This is a genomic window from Streptomyces sp. NPDC001204, from assembly GCF_053598035.1.
The window spans coordinates 38,162-58,602 of the sequence record NZ_JBSFJL010000027.1; the positions used below are offsets into that span (position 1 = coordinate 38,162).

General features: G+C 71.6%; 13 protein-coding genes and 1 pseudogene. 7 read left to right on the forward strand and 7 right to left on the reverse strand.

What is annotated here, in order from left to right; all coding sequences use genetic code 11:
* The first annotated feature begins 1,081 nt into the window (after positions 1 to 1,081).
* The gene (locus ACWC91_RS29930) at positions 1,082 to 3,871 is read left to right on the forward strand and encodes a SpoIIE family protein phosphatase (RefSeq protein WP_225079501.1); all 2,790 of its coding nucleotides are present in this window, start codon (positions 1,082 to 1,084) and stop codon (positions 3,869 to 3,871) included.
* Between the two features lie 135 nt (positions 3,872 to 4,006).
* Here the strand turns inward: ACWC91_RS29930 and ACWC91_RS29935 are convergent, their stop codons facing one another.
* From ACWC91_RS29935 to mdlC, 3 genes are read right to left on the reverse strand one after another with little or no spacing between them, the layout of a single operon-like run.
* Complete coding sequence (locus tag ACWC91_RS29935; RefSeq protein ID WP_450643883.1) at positions 4,007 to 5,257, reverse strand: MFS transporter; 1,251 nt, start codon at positions 5,255 to 5,257, stop codon at positions 4,007 to 4,009.
* Between the two features lie 49 nt (positions 5,258 to 5,306).
* Positions 5,307 to 6,761, reverse strand: coding sequence for a benzaldehyde dehydrogenase (locus tag ACWC91_RS29940; RefSeq protein ID WP_376501136.1), 1,455 nt, complete (start codon positions 6,759 to 6,761; stop codon positions 5,307 to 5,309).
* Between the two features lie 30 nt (positions 6,762 to 6,791).
* Complete coding sequence (gene mdlC / locus ACWC91_RS29945; RefSeq protein WP_450643884.1) at positions 6,792 to 8,372, reverse strand: benzoylformate decarboxylase; 1,581 nt, start codon at positions 8,370 to 8,372, stop codon at positions 6,792 to 6,794.
* Positions 8,373 to 8,466: 94 nt separating this feature from the next.
* Here mdlC and ACWC91_RS29950 point away from each other — a divergent pair, with 94 nt between their 5' ends.
* The 3 genes from ACWC91_RS29950 to ACWC91_RS29960 all read left to right on the forward strand — a co-directional run bounded on the left by ACWC91_RS29950 (position 8,467) and on the right by ACWC91_RS29960 (position 11,647).
* Positions 8,467 to 9,402: a LysR family transcriptional regulator gene (locus ACWC91_RS29950; protein ID WP_376501132.1), complete on the forward strand. Its 936-nt coding sequence runs from the start codon at positions 8,467 to 8,469 to the stop codon at positions 9,400 to 9,402.
* A 212-nt stretch (positions 9,403 to 9,614) separates the two neighbouring features.
* Positions 9,615 to 11,294, forward strand: coding sequence for an aa3-type cytochrome oxidase subunit I (gene ctaD / locus ACWC91_RS29955; protein ID WP_376501130.1), 1,680 nt, complete (start codon positions 9,615 to 9,617; stop codon positions 11,292 to 11,294).
* Entirely contained in the window at positions 11,291 to 11,647 is a 357-nt protein-coding gene (locus ACWC91_RS29960; RefSeq protein ID WP_225079507.1) for a cytochrome C oxidase subunit I, read from the forward strand. The genes ctaD and ACWC91_RS29960 overlap by 4 nt, the downstream gene beginning before the upstream one ends.
* 117 nt (positions 11,648 to 11,764) lie before the next feature.
* Here the strand turns inward: ACWC91_RS29960 and ACWC91_RS29965 are convergent, their stop codons facing one another.
* The 3 genes and pseudogenes from ACWC91_RS29965 to ACWC91_RS29975 all read right to left on the reverse strand — a co-directional run.
* Complete coding sequence (locus tag ACWC91_RS29965; protein WP_225079508.1) at positions 11,765 to 11,959, reverse strand: antitoxin; 195 nt, start codon at positions 11,957 to 11,959, stop codon at positions 11,765 to 11,767.
* A gap of 106 nt (positions 11,960 to 12,065) precedes the next feature.
* Positions 12,066 to 12,494 carry a hypothetical protein gene (locus ACWC91_RS29970; RefSeq protein ID WP_225079509.1) on the reverse strand — a complete coding sequence of 143 codons (429 nt, stop codon included), beginning with the start codon at positions 12,492 to 12,494 and terminating at the stop codon, positions 12,066 to 12,068.
* Positions 12,495 to 12,615: 121 nt separating this feature from the next.
* Positions 12,616 to 12,726 (reverse strand): annotated as a pseudogene (locus tag ACWC91_RS29975) (IS982 family transposase); the annotation flags it as partial.
* A gap of 70 nt (positions 12,727 to 12,796) precedes the next feature.
* On the opposite strand from ACWC91_RS29975, the gene ACWC91_RS29980 reads away from it, so the two are divergent.
* Entirely contained in the window at positions 12,797 to 13,186 is a 390-nt protein-coding gene (locus ACWC91_RS29980; protein ID WP_376501126.1) for a hypothetical protein, read from the forward strand.
* Positions 13,187 to 13,301: 115 nt separating this feature from the next.
* On the opposite strand, the gene ACWC91_RS29985 is transcribed toward ACWC91_RS29980, so the two are convergent.
* The gene (locus ACWC91_RS29985) at positions 13,302 to 14,837 is read right to left on the reverse strand and encodes an MFS transporter (protein WP_450643885.1); all 1,536 of its coding nucleotides are present in this window, start codon (positions 14,835 to 14,837) and stop codon (positions 13,302 to 13,304) included.
* A gap of 236 nt (positions 14,838 to 15,073) precedes the next feature.
* On the opposite strand from ACWC91_RS29985, the gene pgm reads away from it, so the two are divergent.
* Together pgm and ACWC91_RS29995 are read left to right on the forward strand one after the other, a co-directional pair.
* Complete coding sequence (pgm, locus tag ACWC91_RS29990) at positions 15,074 to 16,714, forward strand: phosphoglucomutase (alpha-D-glucose-1,6-bisphosphate-dependent) (RefSeq protein ID WP_450643886.1); 1,641 nt, start codon at positions 15,074 to 15,076, stop codon at positions 16,712 to 16,714.
* Between the two features lie 124 nt (positions 16,715 to 16,838).
* Positions 16,839 to 20,213 (forward strand): pyruvate carboxylase, encoded by a 3,375-nt coding sequence (locus ACWC91_RS29995; RefSeq protein WP_450643887.1) that lies wholly within the window; start codon positions 16,839 to 16,841, stop codon positions 20,211 to 20,213.
* The last annotated feature ends 228 nt before the right edge of the window (positions 20,214 to 20,441 follow it).

Below are 20,441 nucleotides of genomic sequence, written 5' to 3' on the forward strand. Positions count from 1 at the left end.
CTCGTGTGGAGTTGACGTCCGCGCCGCCTGTCCGGGGATGTGGCTCGTGTGGAGTTGACGTCCGCGCCGCCTGTCCGGGGATGTGGCTCGTGTGGAGTTGACGTCCGCGCCGCCTGTCCGGGGATGTGGCTCGTGTGGAGCTGACGCCCGCCGCCACCTGCCCGGGGATGAGGCTCGTGTGGGGCTGGCGGGCCGTGACGACTGCCCGGGTTGTGCGGTGCGGTGAGTCGGACTGCCCGTACACGGCTGTGGCGCCTCCACGTCGGCTGCGGGTTGTCCCGCGGTCCGGGTCGCCTGTCGGGCTATGACGTCCGCAGGCCGCGTGCGGGTGGGCGCGCCTCTGGTGGCGGTCGTGCGGTGGAGCGGTGCGGCAGCCCGCCCCAGTGCGGCTGCGGCCGCGTATCCCGATGTGCCTGCACGCTGCCGTGCTGCAACGCGACCGTGCCGACTGACCGGTCGTGGGGTCCACGTGGGCCGCGTGCGGATGAACGCGCGTCCGGTGGCTGCCGTGCCTGCGGTCGCGCGTGGTGCGGTGAGTCCGCGTGTCCGCGCGCGGGTGCGGCGCGCATGGTCTGTGCGTTCGGGGTGCCGCGCGGCGGTCCGGCCCGTGCTTGACGCGGCGTTCGGTGCTCGCCCGCGATGACCCGAGTGCGGCCCCGGTCCCAGCTTGCCGGACGGTTGCCGTTCTGGGTCGTGGGCGGCCCCGCTGAGCCGGTGTTCTGGCCTCTGTACCGGCCCAAGGCCCAGCGCGCCTCCTCACGCACCGGACCATCGGCGACGGTGTCGACCTCGGCCGCTCGGCAGGTGCCGTCCACGCCGACCGGTCGCCCGGCCTGTCGGCGAGGGAGCGCGGACGCTACGCTCCGTTGCCGCGAGTGAACGTTCCGCAGCCGGTGCCGAGGTCCACCGTCGCGTCGGCGACCACCTCGCCGAATTCGTCTCCGCTGTCGCCGGACAGCGCTTTCACCTGCCGCAACGCTTGGGATTCGGGGGTTCCCCGCACGGTTCCCGCAGGGCTCCCGCTGAACGATCAATCGTGGAAGTCGTGACGATGAGGGAGGGCGGATGTTACAAATGCCGGATGGTCGACCGTTTTACCCGTCTTCGACGCATATCGCTGCGCTCGCTGCTGGGAAAGAGCCCGCGAAGCGTCGCCGGACAGGTGTTCGTTCTGCAGGTGGCGCTGGTGGCGCTGCTTGTGGCTTTCGCCGTCTTCTCCCTCGTCCTTCAGTCGCAGCGGGACGTCAACGCCGAGGCCAAGCGCCGTTCCGTGGCGGTGGCGCAGACCTTCGCGCACTCCCCGGGTGTCGTGAGCGCACTGCGGACGCCCGGCCCGTCGAAGGTGCTCCAGCCCCTCACGGAGGCGGCGCGCAGGTCCGCGGGGGTCGACTTCATCGTCGTCATGGACACGAACGGCATCCGTTACACCCACCCCCTGCCGGACCGCATCGGCCACCGTTTCGTCGGCGACATCGAGCCGTCGCTGGCCGGCAAGGTCTACACCGAGAGCGTCCACGGGCCGCTCGGCGAAGAGGTACAGGCCACCGTTCCCATCAGGGACGGCAACCGCGTGGTGGCGCTGGTCTCCGCAGGCCTCCAGGTCAAGCACGTGACCAGCCAGGTGAACCGGCAGATCCCGATCATCCTGGGCGCCGGGGCGGCGGCGCTGGGCCTGGCCACCGGCGTGACGGCGCTGGTCGGCAGGCGGCTGCGGCGGCAGACCCACAGCCTCGCCCCGGACGAGATGACCCGCATGTACGACCACCACGACGCGGTGCTGCACTCCGTACGCGAAGGTGTGCTCATCGTCGGTGACGACGGGCGGCTGCTACTGGCGAACGACGAGGCCAAGCGGCTGCTGGAGCTGCCGTCGGACGCCGAGGGCAGGCAGGTGGCGCAGTTCCCGGCGCTGGAACCGGAAACCGTCGAACTGCTCACCTCGGGCCGCATGGCCACCGACGAGGTGCACCTCGCCGGATCCCGGCTGCTGGCGGTCAACCAGCGGCCCACGCACAGCGACGGAGGCGGGCGGCGAACGGTGGTGACGCTCCGCGACTCCACCGAACTCCAGGCCATCTCCGGCCGGGCCCAGGTGGCCCGGGAACGGCTCGAACTGCTCTACGACGCCGGCCTGGGCATCGGCACCACCCTCGACGTGTCCCGCACCGCCGACGAACTCGCCCAGGTCGCCGTCCCCCGCTTCGCCGACTACGTCTCCGTGGACCTCGCCGAGGGCGTACTGCGGGGCGAGGAGCCCGCCGGTTCCGCGACGGGCCTGCGCCGCATCGCCGTACGCGGTGTCCAGGACGACGCGCCGCTCTACGAGAAGGGCCGGCTGATCGACTTCCTGCCGTCGACGCCCCAGGCCCGCAGCTACGGCACCGGCCACGTGGAACTGGTGACGGACCTGTCGTCGGCGTACGGCTGGCGGGCGCAGGATCCGGAGCGCACCGAGGCGATCGTCGACCACGGCATCCACTCGCTGATCTCGGCCCCGATCCAGGCCCGCGGTGTCGTGCTGGGCATGGCGAACTTCTGGCGCTGCAAGGAGCGCGGTCCGTTCGACGAGGAGGAGCTGTCCCTGGCCGAGGAGCTGGTGGCCCGGGCCGCGGTCAGCATCGACAACGCCCGCCGCTACGCCCGCGAGCACGCGCTCGCGGTCACCCTCCAGCGCAGCCTGCTGCCACGGGCCCTGCCCGAGCTGAGCGCGCTGGAGGTCGGCTACCGCTATCTGCCCGCCCAGTCGGGTGTGAGCGGTGACTGGTTCGACGTGATCCCGCTGCCCGGCGGACGGGTCGCCCTGGTCGTCGGGGACGTGGTCGGGCACGGCCTGCACGCCGCCGCCACCATGGGACGGCTGCGCACCGCAGTGCACAACTTCTCCACGCTCGACCTGCCCCCCGACGAGCTGCTGAGCCACCTGGACGACCTCGTCGGCCGCATCGACCAGGACGAGGCCTCCACCGGCGCCGGCGCGGCCGTCGTCGGAGCCACCTGTCTGTACGCGATCTACGATCCCGTGACGCGTCGCTGCGCCATGGCGCGCGCCGGTCATCTCGCGCCCGCGCTGGTCAGCCCGGACGGCAACGTCACCTTCCCGGACCTGCCGCACGGGCCGCCGCTCGGCCTGGGCGGCATGCCGTTCCGGACGGCCGAGCTGGAGCTCCCCGAAGGCACCCAGCTCGCCCTGTACACCGACGGTCTCATCGAGGACCGCCGGCGAGACCTGGACGTCGGCATGGAACTGCTGCGCGAGGCCCTCGCGGGCCACCCCGACCGCTCGCCGGAGCAGAGCTGCCAGGCGGTGCTGGACGCGCTGCTGCCCGCGCGTCCCAAGGACGACGTCGCCCTGCTGATCGCCCGGACCCGGGCGCTGCCGTGCGACCGGGTCGCCGAGTGGGACGTGCCGCCCGACCCGGCCGCCGTCGCCCGGGTCCGCGTCGCGGCCGCCCGCACACTCGACGAGTGGGGCCTGTCCGAGCTCGGCTTCAGCATGGAACTCGTGCTGAGCGAACTCGTCACCAACGCCATCCGCTACGGCGGTGAGCCGATCCATGTCCGGCTGATCCGCGACCGCACGCTGATCTGCGAGGTCTCCGACGGCACCAGCACCTCGCCGCACCTGCGCTACGCCGCGACGACCGAGGAGGGCGGCCGCGGTCTGTTCCTGGTGTCGCAGATGACCGAGCACTGGGGCACCCGCTACTCCCCGCACGGAAAGGTGATCTGGGCGGAACTCGCCCTGCCCGAGGGCGGCGAGAGCCCGGGTACGACCGTGTCCGGGACGATCGCGTCTCCCGTCGACGGCTGGCCCACCGTCCCGCGGACACCCGTGCTCCCCGGCCAGACGACGGGCGACCGGGCCGGATGACAGGTGATCCCCGCCCTGCCCCGGCGCCCGGCGTCATGCGCTCGGGCGCGGTCGATCGGCCCGGCCTCGAAGCGGTGACGGCGCGGGGCCGCCCGGTGGGCGGTCCCGCGCCGTCGCAAAGGGTGAACGGACGCGTCAGGCGGTGACCCCGGCGGCCTCCGGCCGCGGAGCGTGCCGCGGCAGGGTCAGCACGGCCAGGAAGCCGAGAACCGCGACCGAGGCGAAGAAGTAGAAGCCCCACGGGTGGCCGATGCCGGAGGCGACCAGGGCCCCGGTGATCGTCGGGCCGACGATCGAGCCGATCCGGCCGATGCCGGAGGCCGAGCCGAGGGCGGTCCCGCGCACCGCGGCCGGGTAGAAGTGCGTCACGTAGGCGTAGACGAGCACCATGGCGGAGAAGACGAACACGCCCGTGAGGAAGACGACGACGTTGAGCAGGAGGTCGCTGTTCATCTTGATGCTCAGGCAGCCGAGCATGACCACGGACACCGCGAACCAGCCGAGTATGGTCCCCTTGATGCCCCGCCGGTCGGCCACGAAGCCGCCGACGATCAGGCCGACGACGCCGCCGACGTTGAGCACCAGGAGCTGGGTGACGGCCGTGGGGACGGGGTAACCGGCGTCGTTCATCAGCTTGGGCAGCCAGGTGTTCAGGCCGTAGACCAGCAGCAGCCCCATGAACGAGGCGACCCAGATGCCGATGCCCGCGCGCAGGTAGGCCGGCTTGAGCAGCTCGGTGAACGGGACCCGCTGCGCCCCGGTCGCCTGCTTGGCCCGCATGAAGGCCTCCGACTCCGGCAGGCGGAACCACTGGATGACGGCGACGACGATCCCGGCCACGCCGAGGACGTAGAACAGGATCTGCCAGTTGTCGGTCACCTGGAGGGCCAGCAGGGAGGTGATCACGGCACCGGTGTGGTAGCCGGTCATGGTCAGGGTGCTGGCCCGGGCACGCCGACTGGCCGGCATGTGCTCGGCCATCATGGTGAGCGACACCGGCATGCAGGCGCCCAGGCCCAGACCGGCGATGAGCCGGAGGACGGCGAACATCGTCACGGAGCCGGCCAGCGGCACCACGATGGTGAACACCGAGAACACCACCACCGACGCGATGAGCAGCAGGCGGCGCCCCAGCCGGTCGGCCAGCGGGCCGACGCAGACGGCGCCGATGGCGACGCCGACGAGCGACAGTGTCGCGATCATGGTGGCGTCGCCCGCGGTCATGCCGAGGTGACGGGTCTTGAGGAGGGTCGGGATGATGGCGCCGAGGACGACGAGGTCATAGCCCTCCAGCATGACGGTGATCCAGCACAGGACCACGGTCCAGGTGCTTCTCCCGGCGGTGCCGGACTGCGCGGTCGTCGGGGACGAGACGGCGGATGACATAGGGACGTTCCCCCCTGGGGACGGGAGCGGACGGGCGAGGACGGGCGGGTCAGAACGGGTAGTCGGCGATGTCGGGCCGGACGGTGACCCACTGGGTCTCGGTGAAGGCCTCGACGTTGGCGGCGGCGCCCCCGAACCGGGACCCGGTGCCGGAGGCCTTGACCCCGCCGAAGGGGGCGTTGGGCTCGTCGCTGACGGTCTGCTCGTTGATGTGGACCTTGCCGGAGTCGATCCGGTCGGCGAGCTTCATCGCCGTCCCCACGTCGCCGAGGATCCCCACGGACAGCCCGTACTCGCAGTCGTTGACGATCCGCGCGGCCTCCTCCAGCGTCGAGAAGCCGATGACGGGCGCGACAGGCCCGAAGATCTCCTCGCGCCAGGCCGGCATGTCGGTCGTCAGGCCGCTCAGCACGGTGGCCCGGTAGCCCGCGCCGACGATCTCGCCGCCCGCGGCGAGGGTCGCCCCCGCGGCGACGCTGTCGGTGACGATGCCGTGCACCCGTTCGAGCTGGCGCCGGTCGATGATCGGGCCGAGCGCGACGTCCTCGCGGGCCGGATCGCCGACGGGCAGGGCCGCGGCCTTCGCGGCGAGCGCCGCGGTGTACTCCTCCAGCAGCGACTCGTGCACGATGTGGCGCCCGGTCGTCATGCAGATCTGGCCCTGGTGCAGATAGGAGCCGAAGGCGCCGGCCGAGGCCGCCTTCGGCACGTCCGCCCCGGGCAGCACGACCAGCGCGTTGTTCCCGCCCAGCTCCAGGTGGGCCCGCTTGAGCAGGCGTCCGGCCTGCTCGCCGATCGCCCGCCCCACCGGAGTCGAGCCGGTGAAGGAGACCACCCGGACCTCGGGCGCCTCGACGACGGCCCGGCCGACCGAGCCGTCGCCCGGCAGCAGGTGCAGCACCCCGGCCGGCAGGCCCGCCTCCTCGAAGACGCGCGCGATGACGACACCACCGCTCACCGCGGTGCGCGGGTCCGGCTTGAGCAGCACCGCGTTGCCCAGGGCGAGCGCCGGCGCCACCGAGCGCAGGCCCAGGACGAGCGGGAAGTTGAAGGGCGCGATGACACTGACGACACCGGCCGGGCGGCGTCGGGAGAGGGACCAGCGGGCGTCCTCGGAGGTGAGCACCTCGCCCTGCGGGTGTGTCGGCAGGCCCGCGCACTCGAAGCACTCGCCCACGGCGAGCTGGGCCTCGAAGGCCGCCTTGGCCCGTACGGACCCGGCCTCGCGCACCAGCCAGTCCTCGATCTCGGCGGCGTGCTCGGCCAGCAGCTCGCCCGCCCGGCGCAGTACGGCGGCCCGCCGCTGCGGCGAGGTCGCCGCCCAGTCGCGCTGCGCCTCGGCCGCGCGGGCGGACGCACGCCGTACGTCCTCGGCGGTGGCCAGGCCCGCCGTCGCGAGCTGTTCGCCGGTCGCGGGTTCGACGACCGGCTGCTCGCCGGAGGCGTCCCTCCAGCCGTCGCTGAAGAACTTCTTGGCCCAGACGTCGCTGTCCAGGAGTGCCATCGCGTTTCCTCTCTTCTGCACAGGGGCGGATCAGGACGGGGTGGTGAGCGCGGTGTCCACCTGGAGCAGCCGCGGGTGGTCCGGGCGCTCGGCGAGGGCGGCCCGCAGCTCCTCGGCGTCGCCGACGTGCCGGGCTCGGACGCCGTATCCCTCGGCGATACGGGTGAAGTCCAGGCCGGGGATGTCCAGGCCGGGGGCGTCCGGCACGCCCAGCAGTCCGCCGAACCAGCGCAGTGCCCCGTACGTGCCGTTGCGCAGCAGTACGACGGTCAGCGGGAGGCGGTGCTGGGCGGCCGTCCACAGGGCGGTGATGCCGTAGTTGGCCGAGCCGTCCCCGACGACGCCGACCACCGGCCGGCCCGGCTGCCCCATGGCTACCCCGACCGCGCCGGGCAGCCCGAACCCGAGTCCGCCTGCCGCCGGGAAGTAGTAGGAGCCGGGCCGGCGCAGGTCCATCTGGCGCCACCAGGAGGCGTTCGTCGACGTCGACTCGACCACGTAGGCGGTGTCCTCGGGCAGTTCGTCGCGCAGCGCGGCGAAGACCTGCTCGGGGTGCAGCCGGGAGCCGTCGCCCGTGGGCGGCTCGGGCGCGGGCCGGAAGGCGCCCGAGGGTGCCTCGCGGCCGTCGAGCAGCTTCAGGAGCAGGCCGATGACCGCTCCGGGGTCGGCGACCAGGGCCTCGCCCATCGGCGCCCGCGCGGCGGCGGAGGCGTCCTCGGTCACCTGGATCAGCCGGGTGCCCTCGGGCAGGTAACGGCCGGGGAGGTGCTCGTGGTAGCGGAACACCGGCGCGCCGAGCACCAGGACCAGGTCGTGGCCCTCGAAGGCCTCGCTGACCGGCGCGATCCCGGCGGGCAGTACCCCGCGGAAGAGGGGGTGCCGGTTGGGGAAGGGCAGCCGGAACTGCGAGGGGGCCGCCCACACCGGGCCGCCCAGGCGCTCGGCCAGCCGGACGGCGTCGTCGAACAGGCCGGCCGAGTCGATGTCCCCGCCCAGCACGAGCGCGGGCCGCCGGGCGGAGGCGACCTGCTCGGCCAGCCGGCGGCCCTGCTCCCCGTCGGGGACGGAGGCGCGGCCGACCCGCCGGTCGAGGACCGCCAGGGCGTTGTCGCCGGCGTCGGCCGCCCAGTCGTCGTAGGGGACGGACAGATACGTCGGGCGCCGCTGGAGCTGCGCCTCGAAGACGGCCTGCGCGAGGGCGCGCGGCACGTCCTGGGCGCACGCCGGCTCGGCCGCCCAGCCGACCAGCGGCCTCATCAGCGCCGGGGCGTCCACGTTGGACAGGTTGGCCTCCGGACCGACGGCGGAGCGCACCTGCTGGCCGGCGACGATCACGAGCGGGGTGCGGGAGGCCACGGCGTTCGTCAGCGCGCCCATCGCGTTCCCGGAGCCGGACGCCGCGTGCAGATTGACCAGGACGGGCCGGCCGGTCGCCTGCGCGTACCCGTCGGCCATGCCGACGACGGCGCCCTCGTGCAGGCCCAGGACGTAGCGGAAGCCGGCGGGGAGTTCGGCGAGGAAGGGCAGCTCGTTGGAGCCGGGGTTGCCGAACACGGTGGTGAGGGCCTGGCGCTCCAGGAACTCGTGGGAGAGGCGGCGTACGGAAGGCACAGACGTTCCTTTCGGAGTGACGCACGCCACGCTAGGGAAGCGCCGACATGAGCACCAATAAATCTTTTACCTTCGCGATATAGAGTGGTTCGATATGAGGACCTTCGACCTCAACCTCGCCCGCGTCTTCGTGCTGCTGTACGAGACCGGCAGCGTCACGGTCACCGCCGACACCCTCCACGTCACACAGCCCACCGTCAGCTACAGCCTGGGCAAGCTGCGCCGGCACTTCGGCGACGAGCTGTTCCGGCGCACCGGACGCGGACTGACGCCGACGGCCGGCGCCCTCCGGCTGTACGAGCCGTTGCAGCGCGCGCTGGCCGACATCGACAGCACGGTCCGCCAGGCCGACGTCTTCGATCCCGAGGTCATGTGCGGGCGGTTCACGCTGGCCCTGTCCGACCTGGGTGAGGTGACCCTGCTGCCGCGTCTGCTGGCCGCGGCCCGTGAACGGGCGCCCGGGGTGTCCTTCACCGTGCGGCCGCTGGACGTCGACGAGGCGGAGCACCAGCTGCGCCGCGGCGACCTCGACGCGTTCGTGGCCACCCCGGTGCTGACCTCCCACCGGACCGTGCGGATCCCGCTCTTCCACGAGCGCTACGTCGGCATGGTCGCCGCCGACCACCCGCGGGTGCGGGGCGAGTCGGTCACCCTGGCCGAGCTCGCGGCCGAATCCCACGCCACCGTCTTCGGCCCCAGCGGGCACGTCGTCCCGCGTGCCGTGCTCGCCGCGCACGGGCTCCTGGACCGGGTGGTGGTGGACGCCACCCGCTTCTCGATGCTGCCCTACCTGCTGGAGCAGACCGACCTGATCGCCATCGTCCCCGAGTACGTCGGCGAGGTCTTCGCCTCCTCCCACCAACTGCGCATGGTCCGGCTCCCGTTCGACACCGAGCCGATCGAGGTGGCGCTGTACGCCCGGCACGAGTCCTCGCGCAGCCCCTCCCAGCGGTGGCTGGTGCAGTTCATGTCCGAGGTCCTGGGGGAGCGGGTGAGCCCGGCCCAGCTGCCCCCGTCCGCCGCCCCGTAGGCCACGCCCGCGCGTCGTGCCCGCGCGCCGTGCCCGCCATCGGCGTGAGGCGCGTAGGCCAACCGGGTGCAATACGCCGGGCGTTACTCCGTCTCGGCGACGGCCGCGGGCCGGTTCGGCGGCGCGAGGCGGAAGGATGGAGCCGGGCCCTGCGGTTCACCGCGTGGACCTTCGCGTACCCATCTCCTGAGAGAAAGCGTGTCACGGGCCGCATGACAGACGTCCAGAACACCACGCGGGAAACCGCCGCTCCCCGTCGTCGACTGCGGCCCGGTGCCGTGGTGGTGAACTGGGTGACGACGACCGATCACAAGACGATCGGTTCGCTGTATCTGATCACCTCCTTCACGTTCTTCCTGATCGGCGGCATCATGGCGCTGCTGATGCGCGCCGAGCTGGCCCGGCCGGGCCTGCAACTGCTCTCGAACGAGCAGTTCAACCAGATGTTCACGATGCACGGCACGGTCATGCTGCTGATGTTCGCGACGCCGCTGTTCGCCGGGTTCACGAACTGGATCATGCCGCTTCAGATCGGCGCCCCGGACGTGGCCTTCCCGCGGCTGAACATGTTCGCCTACTGGCTGTACCTGTTCGGCTCGCTGATCGCGGTGGCCGGCTTCCTCACCCCGCAGGGCGCCGCCGACTTCGGCTGGTTCGCCTACGCCCCGCTGAACGACGTGATCCACACCCCGGGCCTGGGCGCGGACCTGTGGATCCTCGGCCTGGGCATGTCCGGCTTCGGCACCATCCTCGGCTCGGTCAACTTCATCACCACGGTCATCTGCATGCGCGCGCCGGGCATGACGATGTTCCGCATGCCGATCTTCACCTGGAACGTGCTGCTCACCAGCGTCCTGGTGCTGCTGGCCTTCCCGGTCCTGGCGGCCGCGCTGCTCAGCCTGGAGGTGGACCGCAAGTGGGGCGCCCACGTCTTCGAGGCGGCCAACGGCGGTTCGCTGCTGTGGCAGCACCTGTTCTGGTTCTTCGGCCATCCCGAGGTGTACATCATCGCGCTGCCGTTCTTCGGCATCGTCACTGAGATCATCCCGGTCTTCTCCCGCAAGCCGATCTTCGGCTACATGGGCCTGGTCGGCGCGACGATCTCGATCGCGGGTCTGTCCGTGACGGTGTGGGCGCACCACATGTTCGTCACCGGTGGTGTGCTGCTGCCGTTCTTCGCCTTCATGACCTTCCTGATCGCCGTCCCGACCGGTGTGAAGTTCTTCAACTGGGTCGGCACCATGTGGAACGGTGCGCTGTCGTTCGAGACGCCGATGCTGTGGTCGACCGGCTTCCTGGTCACCTTCCTCTTCGGTGGTCTGACCGGTGTCATCCTGGCCTCGCCGCCGCTGGACTTCCACGTCTCGGACTCGTACTTCGTGGTGGCCCACTTCCACTACGTCGTCTTCGGCACCGTGGTGTTCGCGATGTTCGCCGGCTTCCACTTCTGGTGGCCGAAGTGGACCGGCAAGATGCTCGACGAGCGCCTGGGGAAGATGACCTTCTGGACGCTGTTCGTCGGCTTCCACACCACGTTCCTGGTGCAGCACTGGCTGGGCGCGGAGGGCATGCCGCGCCGGTACGCCGACTACCTGGCGACCGACGGCTTCACCACGCTCAACGAGATCTCCAGCATCGGCTCGTTCCTGCTGGGACTGTCGATGCTGCCGTTCTTCTACAACGTCTGGAAGACGGCCAAGTACGGCAAGAAGGTCGAGACCGACGACCCCTGGGGCTACGGCCGCTCCCTGGAGTGGGCGACCTCCTGCCCGCCGCCGCGCCACAACTTCGTCACCCTGCCCGTGATCCGCAGTGAGTCCCCGGCCTTCGACCTGCACCACCCGGAGGTCTCGGTCACGGACAAGCGGGAGAACCTGGGCCTGCCCGGATGACCGACGCGGCGAAACGCCCGGAGGGACCCGCCGGACTGGTCGAGCAGGTCGAAGGCTATCTGCTGTGGCAGGCCCGCGTAGCCGAGGCCGAGCAGCGGGCCCGTGCCTTCACCGAGCCCATGCAGTGGCTGACCACGGCGCAGCGTGAGGAGATCGAGGAGCACTACGTCTCCGACTGCCTGCTGCGGGCCCGGGCGGACCTCCAGCGGGTCGCCGAGCGGTGCCGGGCGCTGCGCGGCGAGTACGAGGAGCGCTACCGCCAGTTGCGGGCGCGGTGCTTCGCGTTCGCCCTCACCGCCCTCGCGGTGCTCGCCGGGGCGGCGGTCCTGGTCCTGGCCTTCGCGCGGCCCTGAGACCCCGGATCCGTCCCGGCCGGCCCGTGCCGGAACGACTCGGGCCGCCCTCCTCGCGGGGGCGGCCCGAACTCCTCGCACCGGCCCACCGGGCCGGCGGTCGTGATCATTGGAGCGTCACTGCGGCGGCTGGTCCTGGCCCGGGTCCGGCCGGCCGAGCTGCTCCTTGAGCTTGTCCTGACCGGTGTCGACCTGGCTCCGGTACTTTCCCTGGGTCCGCTCGTCGGCGTAGTCACCGGCTTTGTCGATGCCCTTGCCGGCCTGCTCCTCGTGACCTTTCAGCAGTCCCTTGAGCTTGTCCAGCATGCTCATCGCATACTCCTTAACACCGTGGTTCCTCCCAGGATGGCCGACGGCGACAGGGACTGCATCCGCAACCGGAACGGCCGGGATCACCTGCGGAAACCTCGGTTCACCGTCAGCGTGCGCACAGGTTCTCGGCCGGTGGCACACCGTCGAGCAGCCGGCGGCCGTCCCGCTCGGTGATGTACCAGGCCGTGCACACGGAGTCGCCCTGCGCGGAGCGCAGCAGCAGGAAGTCGTGGCCGTCACGGTGCTCCACCCGGGCCTGCAACCGGGGGGCTTGCTCTCCCAGCCGGTCCAGGTAGTGCGCGGCGTAGTCGTCGGAGACGGTGTCCTCGTCGAACAAGGTCTGGAAGCCGTCCGCGTCCCGGTCGGCGGCGGCCTTCTGGACCCCGTCGGTCAGCGCGGCCACGCTCGGCGCGCCGGGCGGGGCCTCCGTCGCGATCGAATAGCACACAAAGCCCAGCCAGGTGCCCAGACCGACGATCAGCGCGATCACCGCGAGACGCGACTTGCTCGAACGCTTCGGGCGCCGTTCCGGCACTGCTCTTCCTCCCGACATGCCTTGTGTAGGGGACCACTCTCCCATGGCGGACGACCCCGGTGAGCACGAGGCCCTGGGTCCTGTCGTCACACGGCAGGCGGGAACGTGAGGACAGGGCCAGGGGCGTAATGCCGACCGGCGGGCGCCACGGCGCCAGGTCGGGATGCTCCTTCAGCATGTCGTCGGTCGTCGCATAGAGTGCTGTCGCGAGGGTGTCCACGTCGTTCGTCACAAAACGATCTTGGACAGCCTCGTTCTCGTCTCCGCAGGCACCCCTTGGACCACACCACCAGGAGGAACCAGTGGCATACCCGCAACTGCTCACCCCCGAGGAGAAGCTCGCCGACGCGAAGAAGCTGTTGAGCCTCCCGCGTATCATCGTGATCTGCGGCTCCACTCGCTTCATGACCGAGATGAACGAGGCCGATCTGCGGGAGACCAAAGCCGGAAAGATTGTCGTCAAACCGGGCTGTGACATGAAGTCGCCGCACGAACTTTGGTCCGATCCTGTCGAGGCCGAGGCGCTGAAGGTTCGACTCGACGATCTGCACCGGGCGAAGATCCGGCTCGCTGATGAGGTGCTCGTAGTCGGCGACTACATCGGAGACAGCACCCGAGCCGAAATCGCCTACGCCCGGTCGTTGGGCAAGCCCGTGCGGTTCACGCATCCCGAAGTCGACCCTGACTCCTGACCGCCCGCTGCCACCTCGACCACCAGGGCCGGCAGCCCGCCGCCTGACCGTCTCGTGGTGGCTTCGGCCGCCGCCCACCCCACACCCTCCGCAGGCATTTCGTGGAATTGATCATCTAGGGTCCGGACGTGTTCCGGGCGGCTTGGTACAGGGCCCGCGTGGTGGTGAGCAGTTCGCGCCGCTCCTGCGCGGAGCCCACCATCGGCCGGGAGCCGCTGAGCGGCACCTGGGCGCTCTCCGGCAGGAACCTCACGGTCACCAGGCCGATCACGCCGGCCAGCATGAGGTAGAGGGCGGGCATCATGTCGTTGCCCGTGACGTCGACCAGGGCCGCGGTCACCAACGGAGTGGTGCCGCCGAACGCGGCGACGGCGAAGTTGAAGCCGATGCCCATGGCGGCGTAGCGCACCGCGGTCGGGAAGAGCGCGGGCAGGGTGGCGGCGCTCGGCGCGGCGAAGCAGGCCAGCAGGGTGGACAGGATCAGCACGCCGCAGACCGGCGCCCAGGTCCCCTCCGCCTTGATCAGCAGGAACGAGGGGACCGCGAGGACGATCATCGCGGCGGCCGCGACCCCGTAGACCGGGCGGCGCCCGACGTGGTCGCTGAGCCGGCCGATGAAGGTGATCAGCAGCACGATCCACACCATGCCCAGGAGCACCAGCAGATCGGCGGAGCCGCTGGAGCGGTGCAGGGTCTCGGTCTGGTAGGTGGGCAGGTAGCCGGTGACCATGTAGTTGGTGACGTTGTAGAGCAGCACCAGGCCCATACAGATCAGCAGACCGCCCCAGTGGTCCTTGACGATGGTGCGCAGCTCGCTGCCCGCCGACTTCTGGGCCAGGCTGCGCTCGTGCTCGTCCAACTGCTGCTGGAAGGCGGGCGACTCCTCCAGCCGGAGCCGCATGTAGAGGCCGATCACGCCGAGGGGGCCGGCGATCAGGAACGGGACCCGCCAGCCCCAGGAGATCATCTGGGCGTCGGTGAGGAGCAGGTGCAGCGTGGTGACCAGGGCGGAGCCCAGCGCGTAGCCGACGAAGGTGCCGAAGTCGAGCCAGCTGGAGAGGAAGCCGCGGCGGCGGTCGGGGGAGTACTCGGCGACGAAGGTGGTGGCGCCGCCGTACTCGCCTCCGGTGGAGAAGCCCTGGACCATGCGGGCGAGCAGCAGGAGGACCGGGGCGGCGATGCCGATGGTTCCGTAGCCGGGGATCACGCCGATGGCGAACGTGCCCGCCGCCATCATGATCATCGTGGTGGCGAGCACCTTCTGCCGGCCGATCCGGTCCCCGAGCGGACCGAACACCAGGCCGCCCAGCGGCCGTACCACGAACGCCGCGGCGAAGGTCGCGAAGGAGGAGATCACCTGGGCGCCCGGGGAGGCGCCGGGGAAGAAGACCTTCCCGATGGTGGCGGCGAGGTAGCTGTAGACGCCGAAGTCGAACCACTCCATGCAGTTGCCGAGGGCGGAGGCGCCGACCGCGCGCCTGAGCAGCGGAGGCTCGACGATCTGCACGTCATCCTCGCGCAGGGCTCGCTGGTTGCGGCGCAGCCTGCGGGTCAGCTCCTGGCGGACCTGCCGCGGAAGCCGCGCGGCGGCCTCCCGCGGCCCGGGCGGGCCGGAGGAACCGGCCTGCCCGTCGGGTGTCACGTTCACCACCGCGTCACCTTGCCCTTTTGTGCGTATGTGCGAGGTATCGGCATTCTGCGGAGAACCGGCTCCGGGTGCGTGTTGGAGCGGCTGCCCCGAACGGCGTTCTTCACGCTTGCGGCCACCGGCCACCGGCCACCGGGGACCGGCGTGAGCCCGACTCGCGTCCCGCGTACGGGGGAAGATGACATCGCGAGCGGACAGTGGACAGCGGACGCACGACGACGCGGAGGAGCGTGGGTGCCATGCAGCACGAGCGAGCGGGCAAGCCGGCCGGACCCGAGGATCTGATCGACGTCGCCCGGCTGGTGACGGCGTACTACGCGCTGCACCCCGACCCGGCCGAGGTGGGACAGCGCGTGGCGTTCGGAACCTCCGGGCACCGCGGATCGTCACTGGCGACGGCGTTCAACGAGGACCACATCGCCGCGACCAGCCAGGCCATCTGCGAATACCGCGCACGACAGGGCACCGACGGCCCCCTCTTCCTGGGCGCGGACACCCACGCCCTCTCCGAGCCCGCGCGGATCACCGCGCTGGAGGTCTTCGCCGCCAACGACGTCACCGTCCTCATCGACACGGCGGACGGCTACACCCCCACCCCGGCCGTCTCCCACGCGATCCTGACGCACAACCGATCCCGCCCCTCGGGCCCCGCTGACGGTGTCGTCGTGACCCCGTCGCACAACCCGCCCGGCGACGGCGGCTTCAAGTACAACCCGCCCAGCGGCGGCCCGGCGGGCTCGGAGGCGACCTCCTGGATCCAGGACCGGGCCAACGAGATCATCGCGGGCGGCCTCAAGGACGTACGGCGCGTCCCGTACACCCGCGCACTGGCCGCGCCCGGCACCGGCCGTCACGACTTCCTCGGCGCCTACGTCACCGACCTGCCGAGCGTGCTCGACCTCGACGCGGTCCGGGCCGCCGGCGTGCGGATCGGCGCCGACCCGCTGGGCGGAGCCTCCGTCGCCTACTGGGGCCGCATCGCCGAGCAGCACCGTCTCGACCTGACCGTGGTCAATCCGCTCACCGACCCCACCTGGCGCTTCATGACGCTGGACTGGGACGGCAAGATCCGTATGGACTGCTCCTCGCCGTACGCGATGGCCTCGCTCATCGGGCAGCGCGACCGCTTCCGGATCGCCACGGGCAACGACGCCGACGCCGACCGGCACGGCATCGTCACCCCGGACGCCGGGCTGATGAACCCCAACCACTACCTCGCCGTGGCCATCTCCTACCTCTACGCCCACCGCACCCGGTGGCCCGCCGAGGCGGGCGTGGGCAAGACGCTGGTCTCCTCAGGCATGATCGACCGGGTCGCCGCCGACCTCGGCCGCCGGCTGGTCGAAGTGCCCGTGGGCTTCAAGTGGTTCGTGGACGGGCTGATCGACTCCTCGCTCGGCTTCGGCGGCGAGGAGTCCGCCGGGGCGTCGTTCCTGCGCAGGGACGGCTCGGTGTGGACCACCGACAAGGACGGCATCGTCCTGGCCCTGCTCGCCTCCGAGATCACCGCCGTCACCGACCGGACGCCGTCCCAGCACTACGCGGAACTCACCGCCCGCTTCGGCGAACCCGCCTACGCCCGCGTCGACGCGCCGGCCTCCCGCGAGGAGAAGGGACGCCTGGCCAAGCTGTCCCCGGCCCAGGTCACCGCCGACACCCTCGCCGGGGAGCCGGTCACCGCCGTCCTCACCGAAGCGCCCGGCAACGGCGCGCCCATCGGTGGCATCAAGGTGACCACCGAGAACGCCTGGTTCGCGGCCCGCCCCTCGGGCACCGAGGACGTCTACAAGATCTACGCCGAGTCGTTCCGGGGCCCCGACCACCTCTCCCAGGTCCAGGAGGAGGCCGAACGCGTCGTCCACGCGGCACTCGGCGGTTGACGACGGCGCCACGACAGCGGCGGGAGCACGGGAGACAATCGGGATGAGTGGCCCGGCTCACATGGCATGACGAGGGCATGCCCGACACCATGGTCCTTTCACCGGCAGGCCGAAGGGATAGAGCATGTTCCGCAAGGTGCTGGTCGCCAACCGCGGCGAGATCGCGATCCGCGCGTTCCGCGCCGGCTACGAACTGGGCGCGCGAACCGTGGCCGTCTTCCCGTACGAGGACCGCAATTCGCTGCACCGGTTGAAAGCCGATGAGGCCTACCAGATCGGCCAGCCGGGACACCCGGTCCGCGCCTACCTCTCCGTCGAGGAGATCGTCCGCGCGGCACGCCGGGCGGGCGCGGACGCCGTCTACCCCGGCTACGGTTTCCTCTCCGAGAATCCCGAACTCGCCCGCGCCTGCCATGAGTCGGGCATCACCTTCGTCGGACCGGACGCCGGCACGCTGGAACTGACGGGGAACAAGGCCCGCGCGGTGGCGGCCGCCCGCGCCGCCGGCGTGCCGGTGCTCGGCTCCTCCGCGCCCTCCACCGACGTCGGCGAACTGGTGTGCGCCGCCGGGGACATCGGCTTCCCCCTCTTCGTCAAGGCGGTCGCGGGCGGGGGAGGGCGCGGCATGCGCCGGGTGGAGGACCCCGCCGCGCTGCGCGAGTCCATCGAGGCGGCGTCCCGGGAGGCGGCGTCCGCGTTCGGCGACCCGACCGTCTTCCTGGAGAAGGCCGTCGTCGACCCCCGCCACATCGAGGTGCAGATCCTCGCCGACGGCCAGGGCGACGTCATCCACCTGTTCGAGCGCGACTGCTCGCTCCAGCGCCGCCACCAGAAGGTCATCGAACTCGCCCCCGCGCCGAACCTCGACCCCGCGCTGCGCGAGCGCATCTGCGCCGACGCGGTGCGCTTCGCCCGGGAGATCGGCTACCGCAACGCGGGCACCGTGGAGTTCCTGCTCGACCGCGACGGCAACCACGTCTTCATCGAGATGAACCCGCGCATCCAGGTCGAGCACACGGTGACCGAGGAGGTCACCGACGTCGACCTGGTCCAGGCCCAGCTCCGCATCGCCGCCGGCGAGACCCTGGCCGACCTCGGGCTCTCCCAGGACACCGTCACCCTGCGCGGCGCCGCTCTCCAGTGCCGGATCACCACCGAGGACCCGGCCAACGGCTTCCGCCCGGACACCGGCCGCATCAGCGCCTACCGCTCCCCGGGCGGCTCCGGCATCCGCCTCGACGGCGGAACCACCCACGCGGGTACCGAGATCAGCGCGCACTTCGACTCCATGCTCGTCAAACTCACCTGCCGCGGAAGGGACTTCAAGGCCGCGATCGGCCGGGCCCGGCGCGCCGTGGCCGAGTTCCGCATCCGCGGGGTCGCCACGAACATCCCGTTCCTCCAAGCCGTACTGGACGACCCCGACTTCCAGGCCGGGCGGATCACGACGTCGTTCATCGAACAGCGCCCGCACCTGCTCACCTCACGCTCCTCCGCCGACCGCGGAACCAAGCTGCTCACCTACCTCGCCGACGTCACCGTGAACAAGCCCCACGGCGAACGGCCCGAGGTGATCGACCCCGTCACCAAGCTGCCGCCGCTGCCCTCGGGCGAGCCGCCCGCCGGCTCCCGGCAGAAGCTCGTCGAACTCGGCCCGGACGGCTTCGCCCGCCTCCTGCGCGAGTCGCCGACCATCGGCGTCACCGACACCACCTTCCGCGACGCGCACCAGTCGCTGCTCGCCACCCGGGTGCGCACCAAGGACCTCCTCGCCGCCGCCCCGGTCGTGGCGCGGACCCTGCCCCAGCTGCTGTCCCTGGAGTGCTGGGGCGGCGCCACCTACGACGTCGCGCTGCGCTTCCTCGCCGAGGACCCCTGGGAACGCCTGGCCGCCCTGCGCGAGGCGGTGCCCAACATCTGCCTCCAGATGCTGCTGCGGGGCCGCAACACCGTGGGCTACACCCCGTACCCGACCGAGGTGACCGACGCCTTCGTCCAGGAGGCCGCCGCCACCGGCATCGACATCTTCCGCGTCTTCGACGCCCTGAACGACGTCGGTCAGATGCGGCCGGCCATCGACGCCGTACGCGAGACCGGGACGGCGATCGCCGAGGTGGCCCTGTGCTACACGGGGGACCTGTCCGACCCCGCCGAGCGCCTGTACACCCTGGACTACTACCTGCGCCTGGCCGAGCAGATCGTGGCCGCCGGAGCACACGTCCTGGCCGTGAAGGACATGGCCGGGCTGCTGCGGGCGCCCGCCGCGGCCCGGCTCGTCTCGGCGCTGCGCCGCGAGTTCGACCTGCCGGTCCACCTGCACACCCACGACACCGCCGGCGGCCAGCTCGCCACCTACCTCGCCGCCGTCCAGGCCGGCGCCGACGCCGTGGACGGCGCGGTCGCCTCCATGGCCGGCACCACCTCCCAGCCGTCGCTGTCGGCGATCGTCGCCGCCACCGACCACTCCGACCGGCCCACCGGCCTGGACCTGAAGGCGGTCGGCGACCTGGAGCCGTACTGGGAGAGCGTCCGCAAGATCTACGCCCCGTTCGAGGCGGGACTGGCCTCGCCGACCGGACGCGTCTACCACCACGAGATCCCCGGCGGTCAGCTGTCCAACCTGCGCACCCAGGCGGTCGCGCTCGGCCTCGGCGACCGCTTCGAGGACATCGAGGCGATGTACGCCGCCGCCGATCGCATCCTGGGCCGCCTGGTCAAGGTCACCCCCTCGTCCAAGGTGGTCGGTGACCTCGCCCTGCACCTGGTCGGCGCCGGTGTGGCGCCGGAAAACTTCGAGGCGGCGCCGGACCGGTTCGACATCCCCGACTCCGTGATCGGCTTCCTGCGCGGTGACCTGGGCACGCCCCCCGGCGGCTGGCCGGAGCCGTTCCGCACCAAGGCGCTCAACGGCCGCGCGGACGCCAGGCCCGTCACCGAACTCACCGCCGAGGACCACGCCGGCCTGGAGAAGTCCCGTCGCGCCACGCTCAACCGGCTGCTCTTCCCCGGTCCGACACGGGACTTCGAGGCCCACCGCCAGGCCTACGGCGACACCAGCGTGCTGGACAGCAAGGACTTCTTCTACGGGCTGCGCCCCGCCGACGAGTACGCCGTCGACCTGGAGCCCGGCGTACGGCTCCTCATCGAGCTCCAGGCCATCGGCGAGGCGGACGAACGCGGTATGCGCACCGTGATGTCCACGCTGAACGGCCAGTTGCGCCCGATCCAGGTGCGCGACGCCGCGGCGGCCTCCGACGTTCCCGTGACCGAGAAGGCCGACCGGGCCAACCCCGGCCATGTGGCGGCGCCGTTCGCGGGTGTGGTGACCCTCGCGGTCGCCGAGGGCGACGAGGTGGCGGCCGGTGCGACCGTGGCCACCATCGAGGCGATGAAGATGGAGGCCGCCATCACGGCCCCCAGGGCGGGCCGGGTGACCAGGCTGGCCATCAACCGCATCCAGCAGGTGGAGGGCGGCGACCTGCTTGTCGAGGTGGGCTGAGCCGACCCGCCGCGTCGCCCCCGCACCGCCGGCCCCAAGCCGCCGGCGGCGCGGGGCCGGCGCGCCAAGTACGGCGCGCCAAGTACGGCGCGCCAAGTACGGCGCGCCAAGTACGGCGCGCCAAGTACGGCGCGCCAAGTACGGCGCGCCAAGTACGGCGGGTCAGGCACGGCGGGTCAGGCACGGCGGGTCAGGCACGGCGGGTCAGGCACGGCGGGTCAGGCACGG